Source organism: Synechococcus sp. M16.1 (assembly GCF_014279895.1).
GTDB lineage: Bacteria > Cyanobacteriota > Cyanobacteriia > PCC-6307 > Cyanobiaceae > Parasynechococcus.
Map to the genome: position 1 here is coordinate 1,387,223 of NZ_CP047954.1, position 13,841 is coordinate 1,401,063.

At 60.8% G+C, this 13,841-nt stretch carries 15 protein-coding genes; 10 read left to right on the forward strand and 5 right to left on the reverse strand.

The annotated features are described in order from the left end of the window. Positions 1-51: 51 nt before the first annotated feature. Positions 52-4,062 carry a magnesium chelatase subunit H gene (locus SynM161_RS08040; RefSeq protein ID WP_186540785.1) on the reverse strand — a complete coding sequence of 1,337 codons (4,011 nt, stop codon included), beginning with the start codon at positions 4,060-4,062 and terminating at the stop codon, positions 52-54. Between the two features lie 117 nt (positions 4,063-4,179). Here SynM161_RS08040 and dapB point away from each other — a divergent pair, with 117 nt between their 5' ends. The 5 genes from dapB to SynM161_RS08065 all read left to right on the forward strand — a co-directional run bounded on the left by dapB (position 4,180) and on the right by SynM161_RS08065 (position 7,430). Continuing rightward, positions 4,180-5,013: a 4-hydroxy-tetrahydrodipicolinate reductase gene (gene dapB / locus SynM161_RS08045; protein ID WP_186540787.1), complete on the forward strand. Its 834-nt coding sequence runs from the start codon at positions 4,180-4,182 to the stop codon at positions 5,011-5,013. A 10-nt stretch (positions 5,014-5,023) separates the two neighbouring features. Further along, on the forward strand, positions 5,024-5,680 hold the full coding sequence (locus SynM161_RS08050) for a hypothetical protein (RefSeq protein ID WP_186540789.1): 657 nt from the start codon (positions 5,024-5,026) through the stop codon (positions 5,678-5,680). 78 nt (positions 5,681-5,758) lie between these two features. After that, a complete protein-coding gene (locus tag SynM161_RS08055; protein ID WP_114987899.1) occupies positions 5,759-6,010 on the forward strand; it encodes a high light inducible protein in 252 nt (83 codons plus the stop codon). Positions 6,011-6,051: 41 nt separating this feature from the next. Further along, complete coding sequence (locus SynM161_RS08060) at positions 6,052-7,197, forward strand: FAD-dependent monooxygenase (protein ID WP_186540791.1); 1,146 nt, start codon at positions 6,052-6,054, stop codon at positions 7,195-7,197. 20 nt (positions 7,198-7,217) lie between these two features. Then, positions 7,218-7,430, forward strand: coding sequence for a DUF2949 domain-containing protein (locus SynM161_RS08065; protein WP_115010222.1), 213 nt, complete (start codon positions 7,218-7,220; stop codon positions 7,428-7,430). Here SynM161_RS08065 and SynM161_RS08070 read toward each other — a convergent pair. Further along, the gene (locus tag SynM161_RS08070; protein WP_186542616.1) at positions 7,421-7,975 is read right to left on the reverse strand and encodes an adenine phosphoribosyltransferase; all 555 of its coding nucleotides are present in this window, start codon (positions 7,973-7,975) and stop codon (positions 7,421-7,423) included. The genes SynM161_RS08065 and SynM161_RS08070 overlap by 10 nt on opposite strands. A 7-nt stretch (positions 7,976-7,982) precedes the next feature. Between SynM161_RS08070 and SynM161_RS08075 the strand changes: the two genes are divergently transcribed. From SynM161_RS08075 to SynM161_RS08095, 5 genes are all read left to right on the forward strand, one after another. Beyond that, positions 7,983-8,531: a DUF3038 domain-containing protein gene (locus tag SynM161_RS08075; RefSeq protein WP_186540793.1), complete on the forward strand. Its 549-nt coding sequence runs from the start codon at positions 7,983-7,985 to the stop codon at positions 8,529-8,531. Positions 8,532-8,538: 7 nt separating this feature from the next. Further along, positions 8,539-9,153: a DUF4335 domain-containing protein gene (locus SynM161_RS08080; RefSeq protein ID WP_186540794.1), complete on the forward strand. Its 615-nt coding sequence runs from the start codon at positions 8,539-8,541 to the stop codon at positions 9,151-9,153. Positions 9,154-9,212: 59 nt separating this feature from the next. Further along, on the forward strand, positions 9,213-9,581 hold the full coding sequence (locus tag SynM161_RS08085) for a hypothetical protein (protein ID WP_186540795.1): 369 nt from the start codon (positions 9,213-9,215) through the stop codon (positions 9,579-9,581). 94 nt (positions 9,582-9,675) lie between these two features. Further along, a complete protein-coding gene (gene ppk2 / locus SynM161_RS08090; protein WP_186540796.1) occupies positions 9,676-10,590 on the forward strand; it encodes a polyphosphate kinase 2 in 915 nt (304 codons plus the stop codon). A 237-nt stretch (positions 10,591-10,827) separates the two neighbouring features. Next, the gene (locus tag SynM161_RS08095) at positions 10,828-11,040 is read left to right on the forward strand and encodes a hypothetical protein (RefSeq protein WP_011364797.1); all 213 of its coding nucleotides are present in this window, start codon (positions 10,828-10,830) and stop codon (positions 11,038-11,040) included. Positions 11,041-11,206: 166 nt separating this feature from the next. Here SynM161_RS08095 and SynM161_RS08100 read toward each other — a convergent pair whose 3' ends face one another. The 3 genes from SynM161_RS08100 to SynM161_RS08110 all read right to left on the reverse strand — a co-directional run bounded on the left by SynM161_RS08100 (position 11,207) and on the right by SynM161_RS08110 (position 13,784). Further along, the gene (locus SynM161_RS08100; protein ID WP_041435027.1) at positions 11,207-11,428 is read right to left on the reverse strand and encodes a hypothetical protein; all 222 of its coding nucleotides are present in this window, start codon (positions 11,426-11,428) and stop codon (positions 11,207-11,209) included. A gap of 89 nt (positions 11,429-11,517) precedes the next feature. Then, entirely contained in the window at positions 11,518-12,765 is a 1,248-nt protein-coding gene (gene arsJ, locus SynM161_RS08105; protein WP_186540797.1) for an organoarsenical effux MFS transporter ArsJ, read from the reverse strand. Then, a complete protein-coding gene (locus SynM161_RS08110; protein ID WP_186540798.1) occupies positions 12,762-13,784 on the reverse strand; it encodes an ArsJ-associated glyceraldehyde-3-phosphate dehydrogenase in 1,023 nt (340 codons plus the stop codon). Before SynM161_RS08110 ends, arsJ begins: the two co-directional genes overlap by 4 nt. Between the last annotated feature and the right edge of the window lie 57 nt (positions 13,785-13,841).

Sequence of the window (13,841 nt, forward strand, 5' to 3'; positions counted from 1 at the left end):
ACCAGAGTCCGGCAGGGACTCTGGTTTTGATGCTCAACACTTGGTCGACGATCAGTCGGTGACAACACCCTCAATCCGATCCTCAACCTCCTGGTACAGCTCCTGAAGCTGCTCGATGTTTTCATCCGAGGTCTCCCAGTATCCGCGGCCATGCACCTCGAGCAGGGTGCCCACGATCTGACGGAAGCTGTTGGGGTTGAGTTCCAGCAGACGCTTGCGCATCTCAGGATCGTTGATGAAGGTTTCGTTGGCTTCTTCGTAGACGAAGTTGTCAACGGCACCGCTGGTGGCACTCCAACCCAAGGTGAAGTTGAGGCGCTTGGCCACCTCACGCACACCCTCGTAGCCGGAGTCGAGCATGCCTTCGTACCACTTGGGATTCAGCAGCTTGGTGCGTGAATCCAGGCGGATCGTTTCACTCAGCGACCGCACCTGGGCGTTGGCCGTGGTGGTGTCAGCGATGTAGCTGGTGGGAGCTTTGCCGTCATCACGCAGGCCAGCAATGAGCTTGGTGGGGTCGGAGTCGAAGTAGTGGCTCACATCGGTGAGAGAGATCTCAGCCGAATCGAGATTCTGGAAGGTGACATCCGCCGTCTTCATCACGTTCTCGAACACCTCCCGCTTCTGGTTCATCTCACCAGGATTGTCGGCATTGAAGGCGAAGGTCTTGCGAGAGAGGTACATCTCCTGCAGCTCACCTTCCTCCTCCCAGGTGCTGTTCTCCACCGCGAGGTTGACGTTGGAGCTGTAGCTGCCGCTGGCATTGGAGAACACCCGGCACGCCGCATCGCGCAGGCTCGTGCCTTCTTTCTCCGCCTGCTCGAGGGCGTGCTTGCGGACGAAGTTCTGCTCCAGAGGCTCGTCGGCCTCGGCAGCCATCTTCACGGCCTGATCTATCAGCGCCATCTGGTTGATGAACAGATCGCGGAACACACCGGAGCAGTTCACCACCACATCAACGCGGGGGCGGCCGAGTTCTTCCAGGGGAATCAGCTCAAGCTTGTTCACCCGACCCACGGAATCCGGCATCGGCTTGACGCCAACGAACCAGAGGATCTGAGCCAGAGATTCGCCGTAGGTCTTGATGTTGTCGGTTCCCCAGAGCACGCAGGCGATGGTTTCGGGCCAGGTGCCCTGCTCCTCGCGCTGACGCTCAATCAACTTGTCGACAACACTCTTGGCTGCAGCCACCGCCGCACGGGTGGGGATCGCCTGCGGGTCGAGGGCGTGGATGTTCTTGCCGCTGGGCAGCACACCAGGATTCCGAATCGGATCACCACCGGGGCCCGGAAGGATGTATTCACCATCGAGAGCCTTCAGCAGACTCTCCATTTCCATGTCGGCACACACCTGCTCAAGGCAGAAGCGCAGATAGGCAAAGAGCTTGTCGAGCTCGGTGGCATCGATCTGCACGAAGCCAGCACTGCAGCAGGCCCGCAGCCAAGGTGAGGGGAGCTTGAAGCCGAACTTGGCCAGCAGGTCGTAGAACCAACCGAAGCTGTTGCGCAGGCTGACCCGGCCATCACGGCCGGTGAGGGTGCGAACCATGGCGCCAATGGCAGCGCGGGATGTCTCCGTGATCGTGCGGTTGAGCTCAACATCGGCGAGGACGCCCTCGTCGTTGCCTTTGTAGATGTCTTCGATCGAGCGGCCCATCGCCTCAGCCAGCAGGCCGGGGAGTGAGCGCAGCCCATCCTCCTCACGCTCGAGAGCAGCGATGTTCACCAAGGTGGCGACAGCTTCCTCTGCGGTGGGGGGCTTGCCAATGGTGTGCAGGCCACAGGGAAGGAGACGGCTTTCGATCTCCATCAACTGGCGGTAAACTGCGCCCACCAAGGCATCACGACCCTCCAGGTCGAGGGTCGAGGCATCCTCCTCAGGAAGGTCGACATCCTTATCGAGATTGCACTGACGTGCCGTCTCGATGATCGTGTTGACGATCTGAATGCCGCGGCCACCCTCACGCAGCTGCTGGTAGGAGCCCACCAGCTCACCCAGTTCCTTCAGGCCTTTGTAAAGGCCTGCATTTTCAGCCGGAGGGGTGAGGTAGCTGATGGTGGAGGCATAACCCCGCCGCTTGGCGATGGTGGCCTCTGAGGGGTTATTGGCGGCGTAGTAGTAGAGGTTGGGCAGCGCACCGATCAGTGAATCGGGATAGCAGGTTTCGCTCATGCCCATCTGCTTGCCGGGCATGAACTCAAGGGAGCCGTGGGTGCCGAAGTGGAGCACCGCATCAGCCTTCCAGATCTTCTGGAGATAGGTGTAATAAGCGGCGAAGCCGTGGTGGGGGCTGGCGCTGCGGGAATAGAGCAGGCGCATCGGATCACCCTCGTAGCCGAAGGTGGGCTGAACGCCAACGAAAACGTTGCCGAAGTGGCGACCGAAAACCAGCAGGTTCTGGCCATCGCTGTTGAGGTTGCCGGGGGGCTTGCCCCAGTTCTCTTCGAGCCGTTCGGAGTAGGGCGTCAGACGCTCATACTCCTCAACGCTCATGCGGTGGGCGATTGAAAGCTCCGGAGAGCCCTGCATGGCATCGGCGTCGTTGATGACGGCCTCCAACAGCTCTCGGGGCGTGGAAGGCAGGTCCTGCACGTCGTAGCCCTTCGCCTTCATCTCCTGCATCACCCGATGGATGGAGCCGAAGACGTCGAGGTAAGCCGCCGTACCGACATTGCCCTTGTCGGGAGGGAAGCTGAACACGGTGATCGCCAGCTTCTTCTCGTTGCGGGGCTTGATCCGCAGCGAAGACCAGCGGATGGCCCGCTCAGCAATGGCATCAACCCGGTCTTGAAGGGTGTGCGCCTTGCCGGTGGCATCGTCGCGACCCGAAAGAACGATGGGCTCGATGGCGCCATCCAGTTCCGGAATGGCGATCTGCAGGGCCACCTGCACCGGGTGCAGGCCAAGGTCGCTCTGTTCCCACTCCTGGGTGGTCTGGAAGACGAGGGGAAGCGCCACCATGTAAGGACGGTTGAGCTTCTTCAGCGACTCAATCGCCTTGGGGTGGTCCTGACGGGCCGGACCTCCGACCAGCGCAAAACCGGTGAGGGAGACGATGCCGTCCACCAGGGGCTGCTCGGGATTGAGCGGGTCGTAGAAGAAAGCGTTGACCGGCTTGGAGAAGTCGAGACCGCCGCAGAAGATCGGAATCACGCGAGCGCCACGGAACTCCAGCTCCTGGATGGTGGCCACGTAATGGGCATCGTCACCGGTGACGATGTGGCTGCGCTGCAGCACCAAGCCGATCACCGGCCCTTTGCGGGCTTCCTCAGAAAGGTCGGTGCGGCTGGAGGTCCAGTTCAGATATTCCTTGAGGTCCTCGAACATCGAGGGGGCTAGGGGGTGCCAGATGCCGAGGTCGGGGAACACTTCGGGCTCCGCCACCTCCATTGCCGGGCGCTTGTCACCTTCTGCAGCTGGGAAGACGTACTTGTCCGCCAGCATCAACAGGAAGTTGCGCAGGTTGTCGGGGGTACCGCCCAGCCAGTACTGGAAGCTGAGCATGAAACTGCGGGCGTCCTGCGCCTTCTCAACCGGCAGGTACTTGAGAACGGTGGGCAGCGTGTTCAGCAGCTTGAGCATCGCGTCCTGGAAACCAGCACCTCCGGCTTCCTTCCGCTTCTTCATGAAGCCGGCGATGGCGCTCTTGCTCTGACCGAGCTGGGCCATGGAGAAGCTGCCCAGCTTGTTGAGACGCATCACCTCCGGCATGGACGGGAAGACCACAGCCGCCTTGAGTCGGTCGCGGTGGGGGGCAACGGCGTCCACAACCTTCTGCGCCAGATCTTCGATGAAGATCAAGGAGGCCACAAAGACATCAGCCTCAGCCACATCGGCACAGAAGCCGGAGTAGTTGTCGTCGTCGCGGAGTTCTTCGATCAGATAGCCGCTGAGCTCGATCCCGAGATCGCCACCCGATGCATTGAGAGCCGTCGCTGCCTGGGTGAGGGCGTTTTGGTACTGGGGCTCCAGCACCACATAAACCGCCTTCATGACGGACTTGTGGTTCTGGCCCTCCACAGGAGCAACGCGGCGATCGGCGGAGCGGACCTGTGTGAACATCAGCGCGCTTTGAGCAATGTGAAGAACCTTACGGCGACTGGCCCTTAGGGCGCGAGGATTTCTGATCGGCCGTTACACGAGCCGACCCATAGGCTTTGAAGCGTCTGCTGCGCTTTCATGACCGCTCCGATTCCCGTCGTTGTTGCCGGTGCCCTGGGGCGCATGGGCGCCGAGGTGATCAAGGCTGTGGTGGGAGCCGAAGACTGCAGCCTGGTTGGCGCCATCGACAACACCCCCGGCAAAGAAGGGGCAGACGTGGGTCTGGAGCTGGGCCTTGGCGAACTGGAGGTGGCCGTGACGGCTGATTTCGAAGGCTGTCTCTGCGCTGTGAGCCAATCGGTGCGGGACAGCGGCAGCGGCGCCGTGTTGGTGGATTTCACCCACCCCTCCGTTGTTTATGAGCACACCCGCGCGGCGATCGCCTACGGCGTTCACCCCGTGATCGGAACCACTGGACTCTCGCCTGAACAACTCAACGACCTCACCGAGTTCTCGGCCAAAGCGTCCGTGGGTGGGGCCGTGATTCCCAATTTCTCCGTGGGCATGGTGCTGTTGCAGCAAGCCGCAGCCGCAGCGGCGCGCTTCTACGACCACGCGGAGCTGACGGAACTGCACCACAACCGCAAGGCGGACGCCCCCAGCGGCACCTGCATCAAAACCGCTGAGCTGATGGAGGAGCTGGGCAAGAGCTTCAATCCCGAGGAAGTGGATGAGCACGAATCCCTTACGGGCTGCCGCGGCGGACAGCGGGACAGCGGCCTGCGGCTGCACTCCGTACGGCTGCCAGGCCTGGTGGCTCACCAGGAAGTGATGTTCGGTGCCCCGGGGGAGACCTACACCCTGCGTCACGACACCATCGATCGTTCCGCCTACATGCCTGGGGTGCTGCTCACGGTGCGCAAGGTGGGCAGCCTCGGCAGCCTTGTGTACGGCCTCGAGCGGCTGATCTGAAGGCGACACCATGCTCATTCCCCTCCGCCCCGGTGAACTGCAACGGCTGATCCCCGCTGTTGCCACCGGCAACCAGTTCCGCTTTGCACTTGGCAACCCCCAAGAGGTGCTGCAGCGCCTGATGATCGCCGCCATCGGTGGGGTGATCACGTTCCTGATCTACAACCAGGCGCAGCTCGGCAGCCGCTGGGGCCCCGTCTGGCTGGTGATCAGCGTTGTGTTCTTTCTATATGTGCTGTGGGGCCCGATCGTTCAGGCCGGCCAGCGCAACGCCACGCTGCGGCGCTATCCCGCCGCTGCCCTGTTTGAGGGCGAGGTGGCGGACGTGATCAGGCGAGAGCGGGTGGAAAACCGCCACGAACAGGCCGACAGCCGCGGGCGGCTGGAACTCGTGGAGAACCGACGCACCTGGATGCTGCTCGAACTGGAAGACGAGGAGGGTTACCTCGGCCGGGTGGCCTTTCCGATGGAGAAAAAACATCAGTCGATCCGCCGCGGCAGCCTGATCCGCTGCCTGGTTCTGAGCGAGCGCAAGGATTTCTCAAAAGTCGGAGCCCTCAGCGATGCCTGGCTGCCGGGCATGCGGATGTGGGTTGGCGAGTACCCCTTCCTGCTCCGCCCCGCCTTTGAGGAGCTCTGCCAACTCCGCCTGAACAGCCGGCGTTGAGCAACAGGCGTTGAACAGCCACTGCTGAACATTTCTTAAACCTGGTTTACACTTCTTAGCAATCAATCGGCGGCATCCATGTCCCAGTCCTCTCCCACCACTCCTGTCGTGCGCGGTGCACAGGTCACCACGGAAGATGGCGGCCGCCTCAACGCCTTTGCCACGGAACCCCGCATGGAAGTGGTTGAAGCAACCCAGGGTTGGGGTTTCCACGATCGCGCCGAAAAACTGAACGGCCGCATGGCCATGCTCGGTTTCATCGCTCTGCTGGCGACTGAACTGGCCCTGGGCGGCGAATCCTTCGTTCACGGGCTGCTCGGCCTGGGCTGATCACCTCGCGCTGGATCGGGATGGCTGGTCAGACTCCCTAAATGGCTCCATCCCCTCCAGAGATTCATGTTTTGGGAGCTGGTCCCACCGGTGCCCTCACCGCTCTCGCCCTCGGCCTCCGTGGTCAGCGCGTGGTCCTGTTTGACCCGCTGACGGCATCGGAACTTCAGGCCAGAAGCCGGGCATACGCCATCACCCACTCCAGCCGCCGGTTGTTGACCAATCTGGGCCTTTGGAACGACCTGCGCGATGCCTTGGTTCCCTTCCGTGATCTGGATTTGCGGGACGGAGCCACCAACGCCCGCGTTCTCTTCGGCGAGGACGATCTGGCATCAGCCAATCGACACCACGACGGCATTGGCTGGATCCTCGATCACCGGCCCTTGATGAAGCTGTTGCTGGCTCGGCTCGAGGCCAATGGCAACGTGGCGATGCACCTGTCCGAACCAAGCCCTGATCCAAGCGCTGATGCTCTGATCGTGGCGGCTGACGGACCTCGCTCCCCCACACGGGAGGCCTGGGGCATCCGTCACTGGGGCATCCGCTATCGCCAGGGGTGTCTGACCGCCAAAGTTGTCCTGAGGGGACTCCCCCACGACAGGGCCTGCGAGTTGTTTCGCCCGGAAGGCCCTCTCGCCGTTTTGCCCCTGGGGCAGGGCACGTTCCAGGTGGTGTGGAGTGCACCCTGGCAGCGTTGCCAGCAGCGCAGCACGTTGCAGCGCAGTGCCTTTCTCGATCAGCTGGCCGCTGTTCTACCGGAGGGGATTGAACCGGATTTCCTTCTGGATCAGCCCCGAGCCTTCCCCCAGCAATGGCTGCTGGCTCGCCGCTTTCATCTCGGACGGGGCGTGCTGATCGGCGAAGCGGGCCACCGCTGCCATCCCGTGGGAGGCCAGGGACTCAATCTCTGCTGGCGTGATGTGGAAGGTTTGTTGCGCGCCGTGGAGCGGGGCGGCAGCGCCACAACAATCGCTCGACGCTACGGGATGAGCCGCTGGCTCGATGTGCTTCAGGTGGGTGTGGCGACGGATCTTCTGGTGCGGGTGTTCTCCAACCGCCAACCGCTGTTACTGCCCCTGCGGCGTTTGGCCCTGCTGCTGCTGAAACAGTTCTCTGGGCTGCGCCAGCTCAGCCTGCGGGCCATGAGTGACGGCCCCATGCAGCTCTGGCGGGCCTTGCCAAACTGAGCCAAGCGCGGGTCGCGACCATGGTGATGTCCAGCCAGCGGCAACCCCCAGCAACAGACGCCTTGCTGCAATTCCTTCAGCGCCGTTTGGGGTTGAGTCCAAGCGCCCTTGAGCTGGGGCAACGCCAGGCGGAACTGGAACAAGCCCCCCTCCCGATCGTGCTGTGGAGCTTCGGGTTGTTGAGTTTGCAGCAGTTGGAAGACGTCTTCGACTGGCAGAACAGTCAGCCGTAGCGCAACAACGCGTCCACGGGCTGGCCTGCGGGCAAGGCTTGACGGCCTCCAAGCCCTGCCAGCTCGATCACAAAGGCAAAGCCCACCAAGCAACCACCGGCCTGCTCCACCAGTTGTCCCGTTGCTGCAGCCGTTCCACCGGTGGCCAACAGATCGTCCACCACCAGCACCCGGGGTGAATTCTCAAATGCATCGGCTTGGATCTCCAGCCGATCGGTGCCGTACTCCAAGGCGTAATCCAGACCCACCACCTCACCGGGCAGCTTTCCGGGCTTCCGGACAGGCACGAAGCCAAGCCGTCGGTCGCTGGCCAAAGGTGCCCCAAAAATGAATCCCCGGGATTCGATCCCCACGATCAGATCAGGCTTCACCTGGTCGCAGAACGCACCCAGCTGGCGGATCACCTCGGCCATGGCTTCGGGCGACCGCAGCATCGGGTTGATGTCTCGAAACAGAATTCCAGGCTTGGGAAAATCTGGAATTGAGCGAATGTGCGACTGAAGATCCAAATCCAGGTGACGCAATGGCGGTGCCCCTGGCATCATCGCAGCCATGACTGAAGCTCCAGCCCCCAGCGCACCCACCGACGGCGCGCGTCTCAGCCGACGGGGCGTCGAGCGTCTCGACCTGTTGCTACTGACCATTGAGGCTCTCGACCTCAATGGTGGCGAGGCGATGGTCTGGACCAGCCAGCAGATGGGACTCCAGGCGCAATTCCCCAACCGGGTTGAACTTTGGAAGCGGCGCTGTCACAACCCGCTTCGGCGCACCACCCGGCGGGACCAGCTCGACCCGGTGGACGCCGAATCGCTGATCTGCCTGGTGTGTGCCATGGCTGATCGGCTCTACCCCATGCTCCATCAACTCCTTTCGAGCCGCGAACCGGAACAGCTCACCCAACAGCGTTGGCAGTTGTTCCACGAGCGCCTGCGGGACCTGATTGAGGAGCGGATGAATCAGCGCCGGGAAGCCGTTGTTCGCCTGCTCACGATGGAGCCGGCGGGCCCTGTGCACCGTCAGCTGATCAGCACCCTGGCGTTCTGCGCAGGCCCAGGAGGAATCGATCGTCTTCGCGCAACCCTGCTCGACCCCACGCCCTAGGCCGACCATGTTGAAAACGACATACCAATACGAACAGACCGCAGCACGGCTGGTGGTGGAGGGCTTGCCTGACCTCTCCGCCGGACATTCGAATGAAGTGATCGGCATCCTGTCGTCCTGGCGGCTGCAGTTGATCGGAGCACCGGAACTGGAAGGCACTCGAGATCATCTCGAGGCTCTGATGGCAGCGGTGATGCCCTACGCAAGGCATCGCTTGTCCGGCGTGCAGCGCCGGTTTGGCCTGGAAAACGGTTTTGTGAGCATCGCGCCGGATCAGGCCAACCATCGGCTGGAACTGCGCAGCAGCCGAGAGGGCGTTGAGCCTCTGCAACTGAAGCTCGATGACGCCGAACTGGCCGATCTGGTGCGTTGCCTCGATCGCTTGCGGCTCGACAACCGGGTCAAGCTGGCCTGGACGTTCCCCGAGGACCGCCCGTTGAAGCGTCAGGAGATCGTCGATCGCATTCCTCTGCAGAAACGCCTCGGACCTCCCCTTCTGGCTGGTGTTGCTCTGGCGTGCAGCATCGCCACCGCCTGGCTTGTGCCTCTTCCCCAGGAAACCAAGGAGACATCGCCAACACCGGCACCGGTGGGCAAGCCTGAAACGCAGTCCGACCGTTGACGTGCAGGAAACACGCTTCAGAATCGCCGCAGTGACGGCACCCTGATCACACCGATGCCATGAGGAAGGCGCGCCGAAGCAGCAAACGTGATCAACGACGGGTCTTCCGCCCCCGTCGTCGCTTCCCCTATGGCCCCGTCCTGCGTCAGTTGACGGTTGTCGTGCTGATGCTGGCTGCTGCCGCAGGGATTGCAGTGCTGCTGAATCAGCTGCCCCAGCAGGTGGACATCATGCTGCTGCTGAGCAAGGCCATTGATGACCTGATCGGCGGCGTTCAGCAACTGCTGGAAGCCATGCTCGGGCTCGCCGCCATCGTGCTGGTCGCTGCTATCGCACTTCTGGCGGGCATCCTCTTGCTTGGTGCGCTCTGGAGGTTGATTCGCATCATCCGACTGGTGTTGTCGCCCCCTATTCAAGGCAGGCGCTGAAGCCGAAAGCACCAGACATTCCGTAACAAATCGGACCAGATCGACCCCGCAGATTGCAGCGCTGGCAGAACTGAACTGGCGATCCACCGAAAGCATGAGCCAGCCCGTCGACCACGACATGACAGCCGTCCTCGAGGCCATCGATCACTACAGCGATGGCGACGTCGACCAACCGCAGGAAATCATGGTGGAGCTGCAGGAGGGTTGCTCCAACAAGCACAAACGGCTGAACAAAAAGGTCTACGAAAAAGAGCTGGCCAAACTCCAGACGGAACTGGTGAAGATGCAGTACTGGGTGAAAGTCACCGGCTTTCGCATGATCATCCTGTTCGAAGGGCGGGACGCCGCAGGCAAGGGAGGATCGATTAAACGGCTGACGGAGCCCTTGAACCCCAGGGGATGCCGGGTGGTGGCCTTGGGCACGCCTTCAGAGCATCAGAAAAGCCAGTGGTATTTCCAACGCTATGTGGAGCATTTTCCCAGTGCCGGAGAAATCGTTGTCTTTGATCGGAGCTGGTACAACCGGGCCGGCGTGGAAAAGGTGATGGGCTTCGCGACACGCGAACAAGTGGAGCAGTTTTATGTGTCGTGCCCACAGTTTGAGCAAATGCTGGTGCAGGACGGAATCCTGTTACTCAAATACTGGTTCTCCATCAACGATGATGAACAGGAAAAACGTTTCCAGGAACGCATTGATAACGAAGAGCGTCGCTGGAAGATGAGTCCGATGGACATCGAGTCGCGCAACCGCTGGGTGGAGTACTCGAAAGCGAAGGACACCATGTTTGCCAAGACGCATATCCCGGAGGCCCCATGGTTCACCGTGGAGGCCAATGACAAGCGCCGCGCCCGCTTGAATTGCCTGCGCCACATTCTCAGCAAGGTGCCCTATGAAGACATGACACCGCCACCCATCAAGATGCCGAAGCGCCCGAAGCAAGGAAGCTACAAACGGCCTCCTTTCAACGAGCAATTCTTTGTACCTAACAACTATCCATACAAGGACTGAGAAAACAGTGAGCAAAAGAGAAAAGCAATAATTTCAGGGCAACTATTAGCTTGGGCTGCTTCAATCAAGCAGCCCTTTTTCATGCGAAAAATAATTATTTTTACGTTCACTTACTCAAGTAAAAGCTAGCCGACCCGCAAAAAACCACCTCGCTTGGCTTGAGGTCACACAGCAGCACGCTTTAAGGTGATCGACCATCCAGTTCTGCAGGCTTTGCTCGGTTCCTGGCAAGTCCTAATGCGGTGTATCGCCAGCGCACTGTTCCTGGTGGCCCATGGTCTGCTGGTGCTGGAGCACATCACCATTGGAACGGCACTGCATGGGATTGCGGAGTTGTTCCTTGCCCCCTGGGCCATCCGCCACAAAGCCTGGGACATCATCGTGATCGGACTGATTTTCTGCGTCTTCGACCTGTGGGGAACGCTGCGTCTGACCGGCGTGTTGGTCTAAGGCCCTTCAACCACTCAGCCTCTGGGACCAAAACCCAAACAGCTGCCACGACGACCAGAGGAACATCCCCAGGAAGACCCAGTTCAGCCAAGCCGGACGTCGGTCGTTTTCAAACATCTCTCAGGACAGCGAAAGGCGACACCTGACCTTATCGGTGTCGACCGGATCACTTCGCCGACGAACTCCAATCGGCGGAACGAAACGACACATTGGCACCACCACTACGTTTCAGGTCGTGCATGCCCTCCAGCTGGTTGTACACCGACAAGAGCTGCCGCCGCATGTGGTCGGTATGGGGCAGATCAGCGATCAAACGCAACACATCCTCCAGGGATCGCTTGGCATCGATTACCAAACGACAATCGGGGCTGCCAGGCTCGTCTCGCATAGGATCTGAAGCGATTTAATCCATTCAGCAGAAAATCTCTGCTTGCGGGTGTCTGATCCCATACCAACGCGGCGATATTCAGCAGAAATTCAGAGTTTGGCCACAACCGGCAATCTGAGGCTGCTGAACCACGACAACAACACCAGCAGGGATGAAGCCCAGAGGCAGGCCTGCATGCCCGCGGCTTCGGTTCGGCCGAGCATGAACACTGCCCCTGAGAGCAACGTGCCCATCAAGCGTCCGGCCGCATTGGCCATGTAATAGAAGCCCACATTGAGGCTGACGCTCTCCGCATCGGTGTAAGCCAGCACCATGTAGGAGTGGATCGACGAATTCATCGCGAACACCACCCCAAAGGCGGCTAGGCCTGCGGTGATGGCGACCGCCACATCCACCTGGCGCCACAGCGCCACCGAGATCAGGGCGGGAATGGCGGTGAGCAGAGCACTCCAGAACTGCACAGCAGATGCTCCCGGGGATGTGGTCTGCCCCCAGAGCCGTCTCAGACCAGGCGATGATCCCTGAACGATCCCGTAGCCAATCACCCAGAGACCAAGGAAGCCACCGATCTCCCAGAAACTCCAACCCAGGGAGGCCTCAAGGAACACGGGCAAAGCCACCACGAACCAAACATCCCGGGCACCAAACAGAAAGAAGCGCGCCAGGGACAGCACGTTGATGCCCTGGGATTTGGAGAACAGCGAGGAGAAGGCCGGCTTGGACTTCATCTTTCCGATCTCCCCGGGCAGCACCAGCGTGAGCAGGAAGGCCAGGGCCAGACCTGCCGCCATCCAGCCCACGGCAGCATTGAAGCCAAAGGCGGTGAGCAGCACCCCACCGAGGAAGAAGCCCACACCCTTGAGGGCGTTCTTGGATCCCGTGAGGATCGCCACCCACTTGAACAGCTGCTGCTGCCCCTGCTGCTGATCCTCCGGCGTTTCCGAAACCACCGTCTTGATGGCACTCTTGGCGCTCATCTTGTTGAGATCTTTGGCGATGCCGCTGATGGCCTGAGCGGTCATCACATAGATCACGCTCAACAGTTTCGGCCAACTGGCGGCGACGGGCATCAGCATCAACAACGCAAGAATCTGCAGCAGCGTTCCCACCCAGAGGGTGAGCCGAAGCCCATAGCGGGCACCGATCCAACCGCCGTACAGGTTGGTGAGCACCCCAAACAGCTCATAAAAGAGAAACAGGAAGGCGATCTCGAGGGTGGTGTAGCCGAGTTGATGGAAGTGGAACACCACCAACATCCGCAGGGCCCCATCGGTGAGCGTGAAGGCCCAGTAGTTGGCGGTGACAATGCCGTATTGCTGCAGAGGGGAGAGCTTCATCCGTCCAGACCAACCACGTGGCAGGTGAGATCGGCCATGCGGCAGCTGTAGCCCCATTCGTTGTCGTACCAGGCAAACACCTTCAACTGGTTGCCATCAACAACCATCGTCGAGAGGGCATCGACAATCGAGCTGCGGTTGTCGTTGGTGTAGTCGCACGACACCAACGGGCGTTCCTCGTAACCCAGGATTCCCTTCAGAGGCCCTTCCGCAGCTGCTTGGAACGCAGTATTCACCTGCTCCACCGTGACGCTCTGCTTGAGCTCGAACACCGCATCGGTGAGCGATCCATTCAGCAGGGGAACACGAACGGCATGACCGTTGAGTTTGCCCTTCAGCTCAGGAAAGATCATCGCGATCGCCTTGGCCGAACCGGTGGTGGTGGGAATGAGTGAGCTGAGCCCGGAGCGTGCCCGGCGCAGGTCGCTTTTGAAGGAATCGATCGGCACCTGGGTGTTGGTGATGTCGTGAATGGTGGTGATCAGGCCGTGCTCGATGCCGAAGCTCTCGTGCACCACCTTCACCACAGGCGCCAGGCAGTTGGTGGTGCAGGAGGCGGCCGTCACCAACTTGTGGCGCGCCGGTTCATAGAGGTGGTGATTGATCCCGTAAACGATGTTGAGCGCGTCCTCACCGGCAACCACACCCTTCACGGGACAGGCCACCACCACCCGTTTGAGGCCCAGCTGATCGAAATAGGGATTGAGCGTCTCCGGCGTTTTGATCTTGCCGCTGGCTTCAAGCACCATCTCCACCCCCCGATCGCTCCAAGGCACGGCGGTGGGGTCCTTCTCGCTGGACCAGGTGAGGGCGGATCCCTCCACGCTGAATCCATCAGCACTGCTGGTGATGCCTCGATCCCAGCGACCATGCACAGAATCGAACTCCAGCAGGTGGGCCGCCGTTGCTGCATCGCCAGCGGGATCATTGACATGCACCAGTTCGATGCCGGGCCGTCCCCAGAGGGCCCGGAACACCAGGCGACCAATCCGTCCAAAGCCATTGATGCCGATCCGCATACCAGCTCCTTTGATCAATCAAATTATGTTGATCCAAACAGAGCGGGGGACACTGCT

Coding starts and splice junctions, on each gene's coding strand:
- SynM161_RS08040 (WP_186540785.1), bottom strand. CDS start 4,062: ATGTTCACACAGGTCCGCTCCGCCGATCGCCGCGTTGCTCCTGTGGAG.
- dapB (WP_186540787.1), top strand. CDS start 4,180: ATGACCGCTCCGATTCCCGTCGTTGTTGCCGGTGCCCTGGGGCGCATG.
- SynM161_RS08050 (WP_186540789.1), top strand. CDS start 5,024: ATGCTCATTCCCCTCCGCCCCGGTGAACTGCAACGGCTGATCCCCGCT.
- SynM161_RS08055 (WP_114987899.1), top strand. CDS start 5,759: ATGTCCCAGTCCTCTCCCACCACTCCTGTCGTGCGCGGTGCACAGGTC.
- SynM161_RS08060 (WP_186540791.1), top strand. CDS start 6,052: ATGGCTCCATCCCCTCCAGAGATTCATGTTTTGGGAGCTGGTCCCACC.
- SynM161_RS08065 (WP_115010222.1), top strand. CDS start 7,218: ATGGTGATGTCCAGCCAGCGGCAACCCCCAGCAACAGACGCCTTGCTG.
- SynM161_RS08070 (WP_186542616.1), bottom strand. CDS start 7,975: ATGATGCCAGGGGCACCGCCATTGCGTCACCTGGATTTGGATCTTCAG.
- SynM161_RS08075 (WP_186540793.1), top strand. CDS start 7,983: ATGACTGAAGCTCCAGCCCCCAGCGCACCCACCGACGGCGCGCGTCTC.
- SynM161_RS08080 (WP_186540794.1), top strand. CDS start 8,539: ATGTTGAAAACGACATACCAATACGAACAGACCGCAGCACGGCTGGTG.
- SynM161_RS08085 (WP_186540795.1), top strand. CDS start 9,213: ATGAGGAAGGCGCGCCGAAGCAGCAAACGTGATCAACGACGGGTCTTC.
- ppk2 (WP_186540796.1), top strand. CDS start 9,676: ATGAGCCAGCCCGTCGACCACGACATGACAGCCGTCCTCGAGGCCATC.
- SynM161_RS08095 (WP_011364797.1), top strand. CDS start 10,828: ATGCGGTGTATCGCCAGCGCACTGTTCCTGGTGGCCCATGGTCTGCTG.
- SynM161_RS08100 (WP_041435027.1), bottom strand. CDS start 11,428: ATGCGAGACGAGCCTGGCAGCCCCGATTGTCGTTTGGTAATCGATGCC.
- arsJ (WP_186540797.1), bottom strand. CDS start 12,765: ATGAAGCTCTCCCCTCTGCAGCAATACGGCATTGTCACCGCCAACTAC.
- SynM161_RS08110 (WP_186540798.1), bottom strand. CDS start 13,784: ATGCGGATCGGCATCAATGGCTTTGGACGGATTGGTCGCCTGGTGTTC.